At 57.5% G+C, this 14946-nt stretch carries 15 protein-coding genes and 3 pseudogenes; 9 read left to right on the forward strand and 9 right to left on the reverse strand.

Annotated elements, in window-relative coordinates:
• Nucleotides 1-2: 2 nt before the first annotated feature.
• Both J3P95_RS15005 and J3P95_RS15010 read left to right on the forward strand, forming a co-directional pair.
• Complete coding sequence (locus J3P95_RS15005) at nt 3-1079, forward strand: protein-glutamate methylesterase/protein-glutamine glutaminase (RefSeq protein ID WP_434557587.1); 1077 nt, start codon at nt 3-5, stop codon at nt 1077-1079.
• A gap of 347 nt (nt 1080-1426) precedes the next feature.
• A complete protein-coding gene (locus tag J3P95_RS15010; protein WP_434557588.1) occupies nt 1427-1966 on the forward strand; it encodes a hypothetical protein in 540 nt (179 codons plus the stop codon).
• Between the two features lie 42 nt (nt 1967-2008).
• Here J3P95_RS15010 and J3P95_RS15015 read toward each other — a convergent pair whose 3' ends face one another.
• Together J3P95_RS15015 and J3P95_RS15020 are read right to left on the reverse strand one after the other, a co-directional pair.
• Nucleotides 2009-2497, reverse strand: a complete 489-nt coding sequence (locus J3P95_RS15015) for an RES family NAD+ phosphorylase (protein WP_434557589.1) — start codon at nt 2495-2497, stop codon at nt 2009-2011.
• Nucleotides 2494-2940 (reverse strand): antitoxin Xre/MbcA/ParS toxin-binding domain-containing protein, encoded by a 447-nt coding sequence (locus J3P95_RS15020; RefSeq protein ID WP_186614756.1) that lies wholly within the window; start codon nt 2938-2940, stop codon nt 2494-2496. The genes J3P95_RS15015 and J3P95_RS15020 overlap by 4 nt, the downstream gene beginning before the upstream one ends.
• Nucleotides 2941-3542: 602 nt before the next feature.
• On the opposite strand from J3P95_RS15020, the gene J3P95_RS15025 reads away from it, so the two are divergent.
• The 3 genes from J3P95_RS15025 (at nt 3543) to J3P95_RS15035 (ending at nt 5720) form a co-directional block, all read left to right on the forward strand.
• A complete protein-coding gene (locus J3P95_RS15025) occupies nt 3543-4070 on the forward strand; it encodes an HvfA family oxazolone/thioamide-modified RiPP metallophore (protein ID WP_186614704.1) in 528 nt (175 codons plus the stop codon).
• A 65-nt stretch (nt 4071-4135) separates the two neighbouring features.
• A complete protein-coding gene (locus J3P95_RS15030; protein WP_434557591.1) occupies nt 4136-4987 on the forward strand; it encodes an HvfB family MNIO-type RiPP peptide maturase in 852 nt (283 codons plus the stop codon).
• Nucleotides 4980-5720: an HvfC family RiPP maturation protein gene (locus J3P95_RS15035; RefSeq protein WP_434580733.1), complete on the forward strand. Its 741-nt coding sequence runs from the start codon at nt 4980-4982 to the stop codon at nt 5718-5720. Before J3P95_RS15030 ends, J3P95_RS15035 begins: the two co-directional genes overlap by 8 nt.
• Before the next feature lie 170 nt (nt 5721-5890).
• Here J3P95_RS15035 and J3P95_RS15040 read toward each other — a convergent pair whose 3' ends face one another.
• A complete protein-coding gene (locus J3P95_RS15040; protein ID WP_434557593.1) occupies nt 5891-6703 on the reverse strand; it encodes a DUF1206 domain-containing protein in 813 nt (270 codons plus the stop codon).
• 193 nt (nt 6704-6896) lie between these two features.
• The gene (locus J3P95_RS15045; RefSeq protein ID WP_434580731.1) at nt 6897-7481 is read right to left on the reverse strand and encodes a DUF6630 family protein; all 585 of its coding nucleotides are present in this window, start codon (nt 7479-7481) and stop codon (nt 6897-6899) included.
• A 183-nt stretch (nt 7482-7664) separates the two neighbouring features.
• On the opposite strand from J3P95_RS15045, the pseudogene J3P95_RS15050 reads away from it, so the two are divergent.
• Nucleotides 7665-7928, forward strand: a pseudogene (locus J3P95_RS15050) (AAA family ATPase); the annotation flags it as partial.
• A gap of 60 nt (nt 7929-7988) precedes the next feature.
• On the opposite strand, the gene J3P95_RS15055 reads toward J3P95_RS15050, so the two are convergent.
• Nucleotides 7989-8960 carry a GlxA family transcriptional regulator gene (locus J3P95_RS15055; RefSeq protein WP_434557595.1) on the reverse strand — a complete coding sequence of 324 codons (972 nt, stop codon included), beginning with the start codon at nt 8958-8960 and terminating at the stop codon, nt 7989-7991.
• Nucleotides 8961-9111: 151 nt separating this feature from the next.
• Here J3P95_RS15055 and J3P95_RS15060 point away from each other — a divergent pair, with 151 nt between their 5' ends.
• Nucleotides 9112-10002, forward strand: coding sequence for an MBL fold metallo-hydrolase (locus J3P95_RS15060; RefSeq protein WP_434580729.1), 891 nt, complete (start codon nt 9112-9114; stop codon nt 10000-10002).
• A 281-nt stretch (nt 10003-10283) separates the two neighbouring features.
• Here J3P95_RS15060 and J3P95_RS15065 read toward each other — a convergent pair whose 3' ends face one another.
• Both J3P95_RS15065 and J3P95_RS15070 read right to left on the reverse strand, forming a co-directional pair.
• Nucleotides 10284-10727 (reverse strand): PaaI family thioesterase, encoded by a 444-nt coding sequence (locus J3P95_RS15065; RefSeq protein ID WP_434557597.1) that lies wholly within the window; start codon nt 10725-10727, stop codon nt 10284-10286.
• Nucleotides 10728-10883: 156 nt separating this feature from the next.
• Entirely contained in the window at nt 10884-11612 is a 729-nt protein-coding gene (locus tag J3P95_RS15070; RefSeq protein ID WP_434581195.1) for a hypothetical protein, read from the reverse strand.
• A 203-nt stretch (nt 11613-11815) separates the two neighbouring features.
• On the opposite strand from J3P95_RS15070, the pseudogene J3P95_RS15075 reads away from it, so the two are divergent.
• Nucleotides 11816-12034, forward strand: a pseudogene (locus J3P95_RS15075) (hypothetical protein); the annotation flags it as partial.
• Nucleotides 12035-12454: 420 nt separating this feature from the next.
• Here J3P95_RS15075 and J3P95_RS15080 read toward each other — a convergent pair.
• Nucleotides 12455-12703: a pyocin S6 family toxin immunity protein gene (locus tag J3P95_RS15080; RefSeq protein WP_434580727.1), complete on the reverse strand. Its 249-nt coding sequence runs from the start codon at nt 12701-12703 to the stop codon at nt 12455-12457.
• Nucleotides 12704-12715: 12 nt separating this feature from the next.
• A pseudogene (locus J3P95_RS15085) lies at nt 12716-13706 on the reverse strand (S-type pyocin domain-containing protein).
• Nucleotides 13707-13985: 279 nt separating this feature from the next.
• On the opposite strand from J3P95_RS15085, the gene J3P95_RS15090 reads away from it, so the two are divergent.
• A complete protein-coding gene (locus tag J3P95_RS15090; RefSeq protein ID WP_434580725.1) occupies nt 13986-14921 on the forward strand; it encodes a hypothetical protein in 936 nt (311 codons plus the stop codon).
• Nucleotides 14922-14946: the final 25 nt, after the last annotated feature.

The following is a 14946-nucleotide window of genomic DNA, read 5'->3' on the forward strand; positions in this document are numbered from 1 at the left end:
TCATGTCAGGCAAAAAGATAAATGTATTGCTGGTGGATGATTCCGCCGTGGTCCGCCAGGTGTTGCTGGCGATCCTCAGCGACACGCCGGACATCAACGTCATCGGCGCGGCCTCCGACCCGATCTTCGCCATGGATAAACTGGCGAAGGAATGGCCCGACGTGATTGTGCTGGACGTGGAAATGCCGCGCATGGACGGCATCACCTTCCTGAAGAAAATCATGAGCGAGCGCCCAACCCCAGTGGTAATCTGCTCCTCACTGACGCCCAAGGGCGCGGAAACCACGTTGCAAGCCATGGCTGCGGGCGCGGTGGAAATCATCACCAAGCCCACCAGCGGCCTAAAGAACTTCTTGCTGGAATCGGCTCCCGAATTGGTCTCCGCCATCCGCGCCGCCGCCCAAGTCAACGTCCGTAACCTGGGCAAGCGCCCTGCTCCGGCCCCGCTGACACCGGCGACCAAACTCACCGCGGACGCCATGCTGCCCGCCGCCAATGGCCACGCCATGGCCCAGACCACCGAACGCATCGTCGCCATGGGCACCTCCACGGGCGGCACCCAGGCGCTGGAAGCGGTGCTGACCGCCTTGCCCCGTGTGTGCCCTGGCATCGTCATTGTCCAGCACATGCCGGAAAAATTCACCGCGTCGTTCGCCGCGCGGCTCAACAGCCTCTGCCAGATCGAAGTGCGCGAAGCGAAAAACAACGACCGCATCCACCCCGGTCTAGCCCTCATCGCCCCCGGCGGCAAGCACATGATGGTGACCCGCAGCGGCGCGTTCTACCACGTGCAAGTGGTGGACGGCCCGCTGGTCAACCGCCATCGCCCTTCGGTGGACGTGCTGTTTCGTTCGGTGGCCAAGTTCGCCGGCCGCAACGCCACCGGCATCATCATGACCGGCATGGGCGACGACGGCGCCCGCGGCCTCAAGGAAATGCTCGACGCCGGCAGCGCTACCGTGGCCCAGGACGAAGCCAGCTGCGTGGTGTTCGGCATGCCCAAGGAAGCCATCAAGCTCAACGCCGCGCAACGGGTGATGGGGTTGCAGGAGATTGCGCAGGTGATATTGCATCGCTGATCGACGCCTGACCCGTGGCGAGGGAGCTTGCTCCCTCGCCAAAAAAGCTTTCTACACTGGCGAAATCGTCGCCAGCACACCGATCAGCAACGTCAACGCCAGGAAACCACCCAAAAAAATCGCCATCTTCGCCATGAGCTTTCTCCCAATAGAGTCATTGCGCCGTGACCGAATTGTGGAGCGGGAACTGATACCGTTACAGATGCACCTGCCGCCAAAAAATGCGGATCAGCGCATAAACCCAATGACCCGAGAAACCAGGAATGGACAAGTACGCCATGATCCCCGCTATCATGCCGCACGCCCATCCGAGGGGCGTGTTGCAAGCCACCCTAAAGGACTCAGGTATGACCCTTCTGCCGTCACGCGCCACCCTCTTCTTCTCCGGTATTTTGCTCAGTTCCGTATGCCTGGCCGAAGGCGAGCCGGCAGAAAGCGTTATCAAGGACTCGACCAAATCCGCGGTCTCGTCATTCATCACCGCCGGCAAGAACCTCTTGGGCGGCGTCAGCGAAGGCGTGCTCGATGGTCGCGAATCAGTCCAGGGCACCGACGGCGCAGCGATCATCTCCTCCGACGAGCAGATGAAAGATCGCATCAACGTTGAAGTGCTGAAGCTGGAGCCCAGCGATGAAAACGTCACCATCACCCTCGGTTTCAAGAACAGCACCGACACCCAACTGCGCCTGATCAACCTCGGGCAAACCGGTGCGCTGCTGGCCATCGACCAAGCCGGTTACGCCAACCGACTCACCGGGCTGGACAACCCTGACGAAGTCACCGTCCCACCGAAGACCGCCGTGCGACAGAAGTTCGTGTTTGAAGGCATGAACGAGGCGATCAGTGCCGTGCGTGTTTGGGGGAAGGATTATTCGGTGAAAAAGTAGTCCGTAGCAGGGCTCGTTACCCCGTCAGAACATGCCTAGTCTTTACCTGACCAATCGAGTATCCAAGCCAAACCGCGCTTGGGAAATCAGCTTGAATTGGTCCATCGCCAAATCGCAGCTCACCAGCAAATTCCAGGAATGACGGGTTACCGCCGAAGGAATCAGCACGAAGGGAAAGTTCGCCAGCAACTCGTCGGCAAACAGTTGCTGGTTCGGCGAAGGTTGAGTCGGGGCGAGCCAATTAGGGTTTGGCACGTCTTCGGCATGAACCACCTTGATCAGTGCCGGATCCAGCACCTCAAAGCAGGTCAGCAGATGGGGCACCTTGTCCAGCGCGTCGAACCCCAGATGCGCCGCGACCTCCAAAATAGCGGTGGAAGGATCGGCCGAGGCGTAGATCACCCGACGGCCGGGAGGATTCCAACGCCCGCCGGATCGTTGCGCACCGACGCCACTGTCCCATGTCTCCTTGTAGACCTCGCGATCAAGACGCCATGCATGCCACTTGCCCTCCCAGGGCAAAGGACTCATTGATAAACCCCATGCTCGATACGGCTCAGGTAATCCTCCACGACCTGAAAGCCCAGCGAGTTGTCGATCAACTCCAGGGGTACATGGCCATCCAGATATCTGCAGGGCTTCTCCAGCCAGTCCTCAGCCAATGTTTGGCTGCCAAATACCTCAGTGGCATGTTCCAAGGCTTGGGCATATTGAAACGCAACGGTACTTTGTTGGCGGTTCAGCCGTACCGGTTGCGCCTCTTTCGCCAAGCGCTGTACGGTCCTGACAGACTTGCCTGTGATGCGCTCAAGGAGACCATGCTCCATGTACAGCTTTGATCCGGAGAGCATCTCCCTGACATCGCTCAAATAAAAACCTTCCTGGGTGTAACGAATAATCAGCAGGCGTTCATCTCCTTTGCGCCCTTGCAACAACACCTGGGTCGGCTTTTCAACGGTCTTCTCGCGGTGCATCGCCGCCGTTTTCCCGGTAGGTCTGACGGTGCCCCCCTCTGCCTGCTTAGCTGCAACGGCCATCATGCTAGCCTCCTTACGACATTTGACGTAAGCATAGCGCCAAATGTCGTCAGGGCAACAATTGAATTTATCAGGCCCGGCTTCCTGGCTTCCCGGCATCAATCAATCCTCATCCGATAAAACGGGGCTGCGCTTGCTGTATTGCATGCACAACAGATAGCACCAGATCCTAGGGGCAGTATTTCCGAAGGCCAACCCTAAAAAGTCGTCAGAGATTTCGTTCATTCACTCCATAAGCATCCATCTTCTGTAGGAAACACACCAAACCCGTGGCGAGGGAGCTTGCTCCCGCTGGGCTGCGCAGCGGCCCCCCTTGAACCCTCTGTATCCACGACACAGAGCAATACAAACACCCCGCTAAATGACATATCCCAGATACACGGCAAGGGCCAAATGGCCCCGTCCGAACAGGCCTGTCCCGCTTGCTTCGTCCCGACGCGCTCAACGCATCGCCGGGTCGCAAGCAGCGTGACAACCGCCACGGCACGCCCCGCGCAACGTTGCCTTGGGGCACACCCCTTCTTATCTGGAGAACTGTCATGACCCGTACAAAAAACTCGAACGCCGCTCGCTTCGCCCTCGCCGCACTCGCCCTGTCCGGCGGCTTGAGCCTGGCCCAATCCGCCTTCGCGGTGGACGCCCTGCCCCAGGGCTATCAGCTGGCTTCGGCGGAAAAAACCTCCGAAGGCAAATGCGGTGAAGGTAAATGCGGTGCTGCCGAATCGGGCAAAAAAGTCACCGACGCGGAAGGCAAGTGCGGCGAAGGCAAATGCGGCGCCGACGAATCCGGCAAAAAAGTCACCGCGGCGGAAGGCAAGTGCGGTGAAGGCAAATGCGGCGACGCGTCCTTTGCCCGTACCGACACCGACGACGATGCGCGCGTGTCGCTGAAAGAATTCCTCACCGTCGCGCCGACCCAGCAAGCCGAGTTCGAGAAGATGGACACCAACCATGACGGCTACCTGTCCGAGGCGGAAACCTACAAATATCGGACTGGCCAATACACCGCCAACGGCAAGAAAGTGCCCACCGAGCTGTTCATCCACATGAGCAAAGCCAAGGAGTAAATCCTTCGCTCCCGCCCTCCCGGTGGATCACACCGGGAGGCTTTGGTCATCCCTGGAGAACTGCGATGAGCACTTTCACCCCACCCAACGGCGCCGGGCTCGGTCTACGCCGGGCCATGCTTGGCAATCTGCTGGAAATGGCCCCGGGGGCCGTGGACTTCCTCGAATGCGCCCCGGACAACTGGATCGGCGTCGGCGGCGTCTACGCCGAACAATTGGACCAACTGGCCGCAAAGCACCCCATCACCTGCCACGGCCTGTCCCTATCCCTCGGCGGCCCACAACCGCTCGACCTCGACCTGCTGCGCGGCACCCGGCGTTTTCTCGATCGCTACGCCGTGGCGATCTACAGCGAGCACCTGAGCTACTGCTCCGCCAGCGGCCACCTCTACGACCTCTTGCCGATCCCCTTCACCGAAGAAGCCGTCCACCACGTCGCCGCGCGCATACGCCTGACCCAGGACCTACTGGGCCAGCGCATCGCCGTGGAAAACATCTCCTATTACGCCGCGCCCTTCCAGGCCATGAGCGAAATCGACTTCATCACCGCAGTCCTCGAAGAAGCCGACTGCGACCTGCTGCTCGACGTGAACAACCTCTACGTCAACGCCATCAATCACCGCTACGACGCCCACAAATTCCTCGCCGCCCTGCCCGCGCAACGCGTCAGCTACCTGCACGTTGCCGGCCATTACGACGAAGCCGACGACCTGAAAATCGACACCCACGGCGCGGCTGTCAAGCAAGACGTCTGGAACCTTCTGTACCAGGCCTACCAACGATTCGGACCCGTGCCGACACTGCTCGAACGCGACTTCAACTTCCCGCCGTTATCGGAACTGCTCGCCGAAATCGACCAGATCAAACAGCTGCAACAACTCGCCTGCCCGGCCACACCGGAGGCCCGCCATGCCTGAACAACTGCTCGACCAACTCGACTGCATGGCCAACTACGTCCGCAACCCGCACAACCCGCCCCCACCCGGGCTGGAAGCCCGACGCCTGGCCATCTACCGCCAACTGTTCATCGGCAACATCCAATCACTGCTCGCCGCCAGCTTCCCGGTCATCCACCAAACCCTGCCGCGCGCCGACTGGCAACGACTGGTCCACGACTTCTACGCCAACTACCGCTGCCAGACGCCACTGTTCACACAGCTCGCCGGCGAGTTCGTCGCCTACCTGGAACAACACCCGGATCTGCAAGACTTTCCTCCGTGGCTGCCCGAACTCGCCCAACACGAATGGACTGAAAGCGCCCTGCTGCTGAGCGATGCGGTGGAACCGTCGCACAATCCCCACGGTGATCTGATCGAAGGCGCGCCCGTGGTGTCCGGACTGGCGTGGATACAGGCGTATGAATGGCCGGTGTGCGACATCGGGCCGGATTACCAGCCCACCGAAAAGCCTGCGGCTCCGACCTTGGTGTTGTTACAGCGGCACGCCGGGCGAGTGACGTTTTCGCGGCTGGCTCCGATGGCTTATGCGTTGTTGGTTTCGCTGATGGAGCATCGGCGCAGTGGGCGGGAGCATCTGGTGGCGTTGGCTGAGGTCGCTGGAGTGTCGGTGCGGGAGTTGATGCCGATGGGGGTGGCGGCGCTTGAGGGGTTCAAGGCGCAGGGGATTGTGTTGGGGACGCGTTGGGGTTGAGTTGTGATGACAGCAATAGGACCAGCAATAGCAGCAATAGGGGACAGATTTATTTACCGCAAATAAATCTGTCCCCTTTCCAGTCCTTTCCACTCGTCCCCTTTCCACTCAAAACCAGGGGCTTCGATCGAGCGTTGAGGCTGCAAGTAGCCCCTCAGTCCTGCTTTGCACTACGTTCTCGACAATCCGGGCACTTCCATATTTATCTTCCGCCAGAAGGCTTCAGCGAAGCTGTAAGTCGAGAAAGCGATCAATCCGAACGCCATTACCATCAAAACCAACCACCCAGCTGGTAAATTCTGGAGCGCCTCAAGGGCTTCCTTCATACCGGGTGGATCCACGGCTTGATAGGCAGAGCCGCTAACCGCCAACAGCAATGCAATCTCTATAAAGACGACGCCACGTGCTATCAGGCCAAACCGAGACACTGGGCGGACGTACCGCATGACGTCTTCGTCCGCCTCGAAATACTTCTCAAACGATGCCTTCCATCCCTTGATAAGGTGAGCGATTCCAACGCCAAGCGGAATAAGAGCAATCAGATACACCAATAAGTTGGAATGCTGCCAGGACAATAGATGCGCCAGCCAATCTGTGGTGTGTTCTCCTGGGTTGCCCGAGCTACTAGTTCCGCTTACAAGTAGGCCTAGCGCAAAAAATGCCATAGCAGCATTGACCAAACCTCCCGCAAACAGACCGGTGCGAATTATCAGACCCTTGAGATTTTTGCCGTGATGGTCGACATCACGCATGGCTTGCAGAACACGCCATGCCGCAAATGCGAGCAGACCTGCCACGACTACCCCCACTAAAAAATAGCCAAACGGCTGGCCAAATAAGGCTTCCAGGCTTTTATGGCTGTCTTTCGGCTTTGTCGAATCTTGTGCCGCAAGCAATGCGAAGATACCGATGATTAGGTAAATCACTCCTCGAGCGGCGTACCCTCCACGTGCAAGGATGATAAGGCTATGGTGCGCTGACATTGGCTGCTTTCCTGAAAGTAATACAGGAACAGACTCGTCTGGCTGGAAGGGGTTCTATCGTTAAATTCAAGGCCTCAGCCCTGACCGACGAAGAGTCGCTCATTGATTACGGAGGCGACAGCCGGCTCCCGGCCAACAGCGGTCGTTGCTGCACTGATTCAAGGGCAGCGACTGCCTCAGCCAGTCTCCATCGCTAGAAGCTCTCAAGACTCACCTGGATTCCAGCTCGTCCAGCCAACTCAGTAATCGCTCCCAGCCGATCAGCGTCAATAATGACACCTTCGTAATTCTCACCTCCGGAGTCCAGGTGAAGATACCGTTTACCAAACCGAGCCAGCCACTGATCAAAGTAGTGGAGCACCTCTGGCATTGAGGAAGCGCCTTCGCGCACATACGCGTAGGGTTCTTTCAAACCACTGGCGCTGACCAGATAGGGCGCCTGATACTCAAATACGTCGTAACCCTTCCAATCCAGGCTAAGGAGAACGAGGTGTTCAAGCTTTTGTCCCTTTGAGTCATTCAGGAATCCCTCCGTGAGGGCACTGGGTGCGTCGTCCCCCATTGCGTATCTACGCATGACACGTCTAACAAGTCTGGCGCCTTCTTTTTCCGGAATGAACGCAACCAGTGCCTGGGCGAACGCCTCCAGTGCTTTTTTTTGACCGGGATCGCTTCGCTCGGAGCGCAGTTCCTTCATGATTGCTGATGCGCTAAGGTTGGTTTCCTCGGGCGGAGGCATGGTAAAGCGTCCACCAAAAAGCCGATCTAAAATGCCCATGCCAGTCCCTGTATGACGGTGAAGAAAACCATCTCGTTTAAATAGCCTCGAGTGGAGCGAGATATCGGTTAAGTCCAGTGCAGCCGAATGCAGCCGCAGCCAATCAAAACTTTATTGGGAAAGCGGGTCAACCATGAAAACAACACAGGCGGCTTTTTTTCAGTATTAACCGCCGCCGAATGATTCTGGCGTGTATTGCTCAGAACGCTGCTCCACCGGGGTCAGCACCGTCCCGACTTGCCGGACAATTGCCCCGAATTGCTGGCGAATCTGCCGGAGTTTCTGAAGTTCATGTGGCGGACGAGAAAATCAGCCCGGGCAAAGATGATCCAACTCGTGGCGACTGCCCCCTCAACTTGCCGCGTGGTCTGTCTGCGGTCTAACCGGGATACCAGAGTTTTTCTGGCGAGTGTTGGAAATTCGACTGGCCAGGCTCTGCGGGATTGATCGAAGGTTGGCTCCTTCAGCGCGAGGCTGCCGGAGTTGAGTGGCGCCTTCCAATCCCCCTCAAATCTTCCGCCCCACCCCAAGACAAAACATCTTCCGATAATCGGAGGGCGACGTCCCCAGATGCGCGCCGAAATGCTGCCTCAACGACAATGACGTCCCAAACCCCACCTCCCCCGCGATACATTCAATAGGCAGCTCTGTCGTTTCCAGTAACGCCTGCGCCCTAGCCACTCGTTCAGCGGTCAACCATTTCGACACGGTTGTGCCGGTCGCTTCCTTGAACCGACGGGTAAAAGTGCGCCTGCTCATTTTCGCCATGTCTGCCAGAACGTCGAGGGACAGGTCGTTGGACAGGTTCATTCGGGCCCACGTCAGGACGTCGGACAGGTGAGTTTCCCCAGATAATTGCGGCACCGGGTGCTCAACATACTGCGCCTGGCCTCCGGGCCTGTGGGGTGGCGTCACGAGCATTTTCGCGGTGCGATTCGCTACATCTGCGCCGAGTCGCTCGCGTATCAGGTGCAGGCAACAATCGATGGCCGCGACCGTTCCGGCGGACGTCACGATGTTATCGGCGCTGACGTAGAGCACCTCGGGCTTGAATCGAACCTTGGGAAAACGTTGCGCAAACTGGTCACGGACGGCCCAGTGGGTGGTTGCTTCCTTCCCATCGAGCAGCCCGGCATCGCCGAGGACGAACGCTCCCAAACACAATCCCACGATGAGTTTGCCTTGCGCATTGGCGAGCTGCAGCGCTTCCACGAGCTGGGGCGACGCAACGAGGGATTGATCGCCCCATGCGGGGATGATGATGACGTCGGAAGTTTTCATGAGTTCCAGGCCGAGGCTTACCGACAGGCCGATGCCTTGGTCGGTACTGACCATGCCGGGCACTTCTGCGCAGTAATTGATTTCATACCGAGGCTCATCGGGCACGGGTTGCGCGGTTCCCAAGACCATTCCAGGCACGGACAGATGGAAAAGGCTGACGCCTTCGAACGCTAGGACAGCAACGCGTATGGGGAGCATGAGGGGGCCTCAATTCGCCCCGCAGGGCTCAAATCGAACAACGTCGAGCAGTTGGCCCAATTATAGCGAAATATGTCATTCGGGCCACTGTTGACCCCCGAGACATTCGACAAGAATGGGCTCCTCGATGTAAACAACAGGATTGATTCTTATGAAACTCAGAACTTTATCGCTTGCCCTCAGCGTTGCTTGTGCCTTCGCTGCTACTCCGTCTTTCGCCAGTTCAAACGCGCCCAAGGCGCCTGATACCTCTCATAAGTTGGGTCTGCAGCAGGTTCGTAACGCGACGGTGAAAATCACCTACGGTGACACCACGTTCCTGATCGACCCGATGCTTGCTAAAAAAGGCGCTTATCCGGGGTTTGAAAACACCTATCGAAGCAACCTGCGCAACCCCCTGGTTGATCTGACGGAATCACCGGAGAAAGTTATCGCCGGCGTCGACGCCGTCATCGTCACCCATACGCACTTGGACCACTGGGACGATGCCGCGCAAAAAGCGCTGCCTAAAGACATTCCGTTGTTCGCCCAGCATGAAGAAGATGCGCAGCTGATTCGCTCCCAGGGTTTCAAGAACGTGCGCGTGCTGACGGATGAAGCCGAATTCGGCGGCGTGAAGATCACCAAGACCGGCGGCCAGCATGGCACTGACGAAATGTATGCCGTGCCAGCGCTCGCAAAACCGCTAGGCGAAGCCATGGGCGTGGTTTTCCAGGCACCGGGCTATAAGACTCTCTACCTTGCAGGTGACACGATCTGGCGCAAAGAGGTCGACCAAGCCATCAACCAATACCACCCGGAAGTTATCGTGCTCAATGCCGGGAAGGCAAAAATGGCGGGGGTCGACGGTTCGATCATCATGGGCGAAGAAGATGTGCTTCGCGCCTCAAAAGCCGCGAAAAACGCGCAGATAGTCGCCGTGCACATGGACGCGATCAACCATATGTCCCTGACGCGTGAAGAGTTGCGCGCCTACGTCAAGAAGCAAGGGATCGAGGGTCGTGTAGACATTCCGGAAGACGGCGCTTCGCTGGAGTTCTAAAAGTGAAAGGGACGGGGCTATTTGGCAAATAAATCCGTCCCTCTTGGGCGCAATGCGGTTCAATTAAGAAAAATGACGACGCGTGGCGAGGGAGCTTGCTCCCGCTCGGCTGCGAAGCAGTCGTAAACCGGCGGATGCGGTGTGTCTGATGTTCCGCATTTGGCAGGTTTTAGGGCCGCTTCGCGGCCCAGCGGGAGCAAGCTCCCTCGCCACGGGTTTGTCGATTGCCTTAAGTGAACGGCATTCCCCCCTTGGGCGTCCCCTTTTCTCGAATAGGGATTTCAAGCTTTCAAGGGAATATTGCGCATAGTGACCAAGGCAGTGGCACAAAGGGTTTCCTTACCCTGCTTTACGGCAAACAAATCGGCGGCCGCAACCGTGCTGCTGTTCGATGCGTTGATTACCCTCCCCCTGGCCAGGAGCTTCTCGCCGTCAGCCGGGGCAATTAATTTGACGGTGAAATCCGTAGTCATATTTATCCAGCCCGGCGGCAGCAGGGTCCCAGCGGCCGAGCCCCCCGCAAAATCGGCCAAGGCTCCGACGATGCCACCTTGAAAATAGCCATTATGCTGAGTGAGTTCTTTGCGCGCTGGCTGTTCGATTTCACAATGACCCGGCTTTAAATAATTGTAATGAAACCCCAATAGCTTTGCCGCCGGCATACTGAGTACAGCGCCTTGTACGTGCTTATCAAAGTCAGGATTGCTTGCAGCGAAATCTTCCATGGCATTAATCCTTCAAATAATGACTAGGCTTTTTATACGACGCGCAAACCTATAGCGTTCCCAAGGTACTAAGTCCAAGGCCTTGCGACAAAAATAAGGGAGTTGAATGTCCGTTGATAGGAAATCCACTCCCGATAATCCCAATGCAGTTAAGACTCAAGCCCGCACCGAAATCCGCTCCGCTGCCCGCCTCTCAAACATCGCCTGTTCCGTCTCCCGCGTCGCCCGCTCGCCCTTGTACGCCAGCTGATTGAAAAACAACCCGTCCGAATATTCCTGTATGGACACCGATCCACGGTCTTTCAGCAATGGGGCCAGATCGATCGTGTTGGCGAAGTTTTCCTTGGTCAGGCTGTAGAAGCCCAGGTAGCTGCCGGACCAAGGCGAGTCGGCGTCGACCAGGTCGATGGAGGCGTCGCGGACCGCGATGGCGGCGGCTTTCAGGTCCTTCGAGTCGTTGAGCAAATCGGTCAGCCGCTGGATATCGGAGCTGCTGAGCTGGCCGGCGCGGTTGAGGACTTTCAGGCTGCCGTCGGCGTCGACGGTGAAGCCGTATTTCTTGCCGGCCAAGTCCGAATGGGTCGCTGAGAGCGCGGATTGAAAGTCCTCGAACGAGGACTTCAGCGTACTGGTCGCCCCTTTCAGGATCTCGGCGTATCGAGGAAAGTCCGGTGATTGCGACCGACCGATCCAGGTCTCGATCGCCTCAGGCATTGGCATCGTCGCCTGGGCTTCTTCGCTGGGATGGAAGATGGCCGCTGGGCTGGCGTTGGACAGGGCTAGTTTTGCAGCGTCTGTCGGCGCCTGGGTCACGAGCGGTTGCTCGGAGCTTGTAAGGTGGGTGTTGGCAGGTGCGATATAAGCGGAGCTGACGGAAAGTACCATTTTCATCGGTCCATGATTGGGGGGATTCAGAAGGGTTATCGACGGCAATGGATCCAACTTTAGGAATCGCTCCCTTTCGCCTGTTGCAGCTGCGATTCGCTAAACAGCCCCGTCATCCCCGCCGCACCGATCTAGATAAGCTCCACTCCTCTGCATCAACACTCCCAGAGCGTTTCAAGCTTTATCCTTCAGACAAATCCTGCGCGGACTTGATGGCCGGGTACAGGGTCAGCGTGAACCTGGATTTGCAGGTCAATGCCAACAATATCTTTGACCGCCGTTACTACTCGGCGATTGCCACGTCCGCGGATTATGGAGGGGATTCCTCCGCTGCATTAAGGCCTATCCATACTACAGTTACCAGCTGTCCCGGTAATCGAAGGCTATTTAAAGACATCGATGCCCTAATAATTTTTTCCTAGGCCTGTTCGCTGCGGTTAGTCAGATACAGCAATAGGTTTCTTGGCAGCTCTATCGAGCAAGCCTCCTGCAACGCATCTACTTGAAGGGCAGACAATTCGTAATCGTATAGATAATCCTCCTTTTTCACCCAGCCCATATCTTTGCCAGATCCTGACTATTGATGCAGAGCGTTTTTTCATATGACGCGAAATCGTCCCCATCATTCACCCCCTTTACTATATGCGTCAAAAGCATGTCTGGTAGCTTCCGGTTACCAAGCGATTCGGTGACGGAAAGAGATTTGGCAATCAAACCGTTCCGGGTCAATCAGATGATCCAAGTTACCCCCATGGAACCTCAGAAAACTTTTAACAATGCTATTTTCATCTGAAAGCCGCAGCTTGACTGCGTTCAGATAACAATCGATAGACAGACTGAGCCTAGTCAGCACTTACGCCAATGTAATATTCCAATCCAACAGGAAATTCAATATCCAAAAGCTCCTCGATTCTCTTTAGCTGCTCCGCTGTTATCTCCAGCTCGCCAGGACTCACCTCACTGAAAGTTTTTTTCTCAACTATCTGCGCGAGCGCTTCATTTTGTTCAGCTACTTTTATGTCGACCTCAAACTGCAACGAGTCGTCATTCTGGTCATCCGGATAAAAACCTGTTATTGAGAAGTACGGCACAGCATTCCACTCCTATTGTCTTGCGGTTTTTCTGCCTGGCTTGGCAGGTTTGGTTTGACGACCCGTTAAAGGGTCGTATTCGCCTAAATGGCTTCCTAGTTTGTCAAATTTCTCTACAGCATTACTTTTGTAGTCCCATTCATAAATGCGTCCCTTCCTATCGACCCAGCGTCTTCTTTTATGGCCGCCGCCCTGTACCGAGGACTTTGACTTTACCCTGATCGCATCAGGAAAGGCCGGTAGCGATTTCGGGGGTTCGTAATACTTATGATCCCCCGGAACACTCAAAACCACATAAACCGGCCGAACCCCGGAATCCGCTGGAAACACCAGAATGAAATCCTTGTATTCCGGCGGATAGATCGGATTGACGATGATGCTGTCTGCCACCGGCGTTGGCGGGTAGATCCAGATATGCGGGGCCTGAGGCGCGGCCTCCAGGGTGGGGATGCCGAGGGTGTCGGAGGGGTCGATGGCCGGGGTCCAGATCAGTTCGATGCCGTCGCCAAGGTCAGCGACGTATTGGTCGGCGCGAGGCGTGATGTGAACGACGTCGACCATTTCCCAGTCGCGGTTCTGCCCGGTGTAGAACCCGTACCCCTTGAGGCTGCCGTCGGCCTGTTGTTCGATGGTCAGGCGCATGCGGCTGCGGGCCTGAGTGAGGTTGCGTAGTTGTTCTTCGCTGTACAGGGCGCTGTCGCCCAGGCTGGACGGCCAGAGCAAGGCAACGATGCCGGTTGGGGTTGCTGTAATCAATGATGCCGTTGGGTAACGCGCAGCTTTTGGCGAATACGGACCCGATGGTGACGAGGGGCTTTTTATCCACCTTGGCCCAGCGCTCTTTTTCATAGGCGGCCTGGCGGGCGAGCATGGCTTCATGACCGCGTTGGAGCGCTTCGTACTCGGCCACTTCGCTGGAGGTCATGTCTCGATAGGAGGCGGTGTGCCCTTCGCCGGAACGTGGGTTACGGATCCTGGGCAGATCTTTTGGGCGTGTGGTCACGAGTCGCGAATCTCATCCTGAAAATCCAGGACGGACGCTAACGCAGGCAATGAAATCGGCGATGTAGGAGGTTTCCTTTACTGCTAGCTCCGTTTTCATCAAGCGTCGTAGGGCTGGAAATCAGCGCTCAAGGCTCGCCGGAGAAAACACGGCCTGTCCCACACGCCCCATGCTCGGCATGAGGTATCCTGCGCTGCGTAAAACACCATCGCGGCCTGCGCATGCAAATGCTGTTCACGGCCCTACAAGCAGCCCTGAAGGTTGCTCCGGGAGGTCTGCATGTTGATAGGACATCGATTCGAGCGCACCGCGCGGGACGACCTGCACATTCACTCGCTCAACCGGCTGCAGAGCGGATTCGTGCTGCTGGCATGCGCGATGGCCTTTATCTTTCCGGTGGCGGCCGTCCTGGCGATTGCCACGGCAGATTCGCCACTGGCGAGTGTGGACCCGCTGTCCTCACTTCTGACCGTGCTCGGGCTGCTATTGATTCCTGCCGCTGGCCTGCTCCTACTGGTTTACTCCGGCACCCGCGAGACCTTGCTGTTATCGCGCCTGGACGGTGAAGGCAAACGCCGCACCCGAAACGTTTTCGGACGCCGCGAGCGAGTGCATTCGGTGTTCAGGATCGACGCCGCCAAATCCCTCGAACTTCGCCGCCGCCCCGAGGCCGAGCCAGCCCGCACCCAGGTATGGCTGGTGCTGCGCGATGGCACCGAGCATCGCCTGACGACCGACAACGTTCCGGTAACGCCGGGACGCAAACGCACCGACGTGTGGCTGAATGAACTGGCCGACTATTTGAAGGTGGCAGTCCCCACCGAAGTGGTCATGGGTTCGACGACCGGTGCGCCGGCTCCCTATAGGCCTGTTCCACCCCCCGCGAAGATCGCCAGGCAGCGCAAAGCAAAGGCACCCATGCCTTGCGCTGATACGAGTGATCGACTGGGCATCCCCGCACGCGCCCTCCTCGCCTTGCTTGGCACCTTCCTCGCAGTGTTCGAGCTGATCCGGATAATCGCATTGCTGCGCGCACTGTTTACCGGGCGACTGCGCATCGGCATCTCCCGCCCGACGACCTTCTATTGGACCGAGCAACCGATGGCCTTCTCATTCCACGTGCTGATCGGCATAGCCGAGTTGCTGGTTATTGGCGTCATCGCCTGGGGTTGCCTGCGCGTGGCGATCCAGGGGCGGACGAAAGCCAATCCTTGATGACGAGCGCACTTACCGAGCGCCC

The sequence above is a fragment of the Pseudomonas sp. Z5-35 genome (assembly GCF_051131945.1).
In the GTDB taxonomy this organism is placed as follows: Bacteria; Pseudomonadota; Gammaproteobacteria; order Pseudomonadales; family Pseudomonadaceae; genus Aquipseudomonas; species Aquipseudomonas marvdashtae.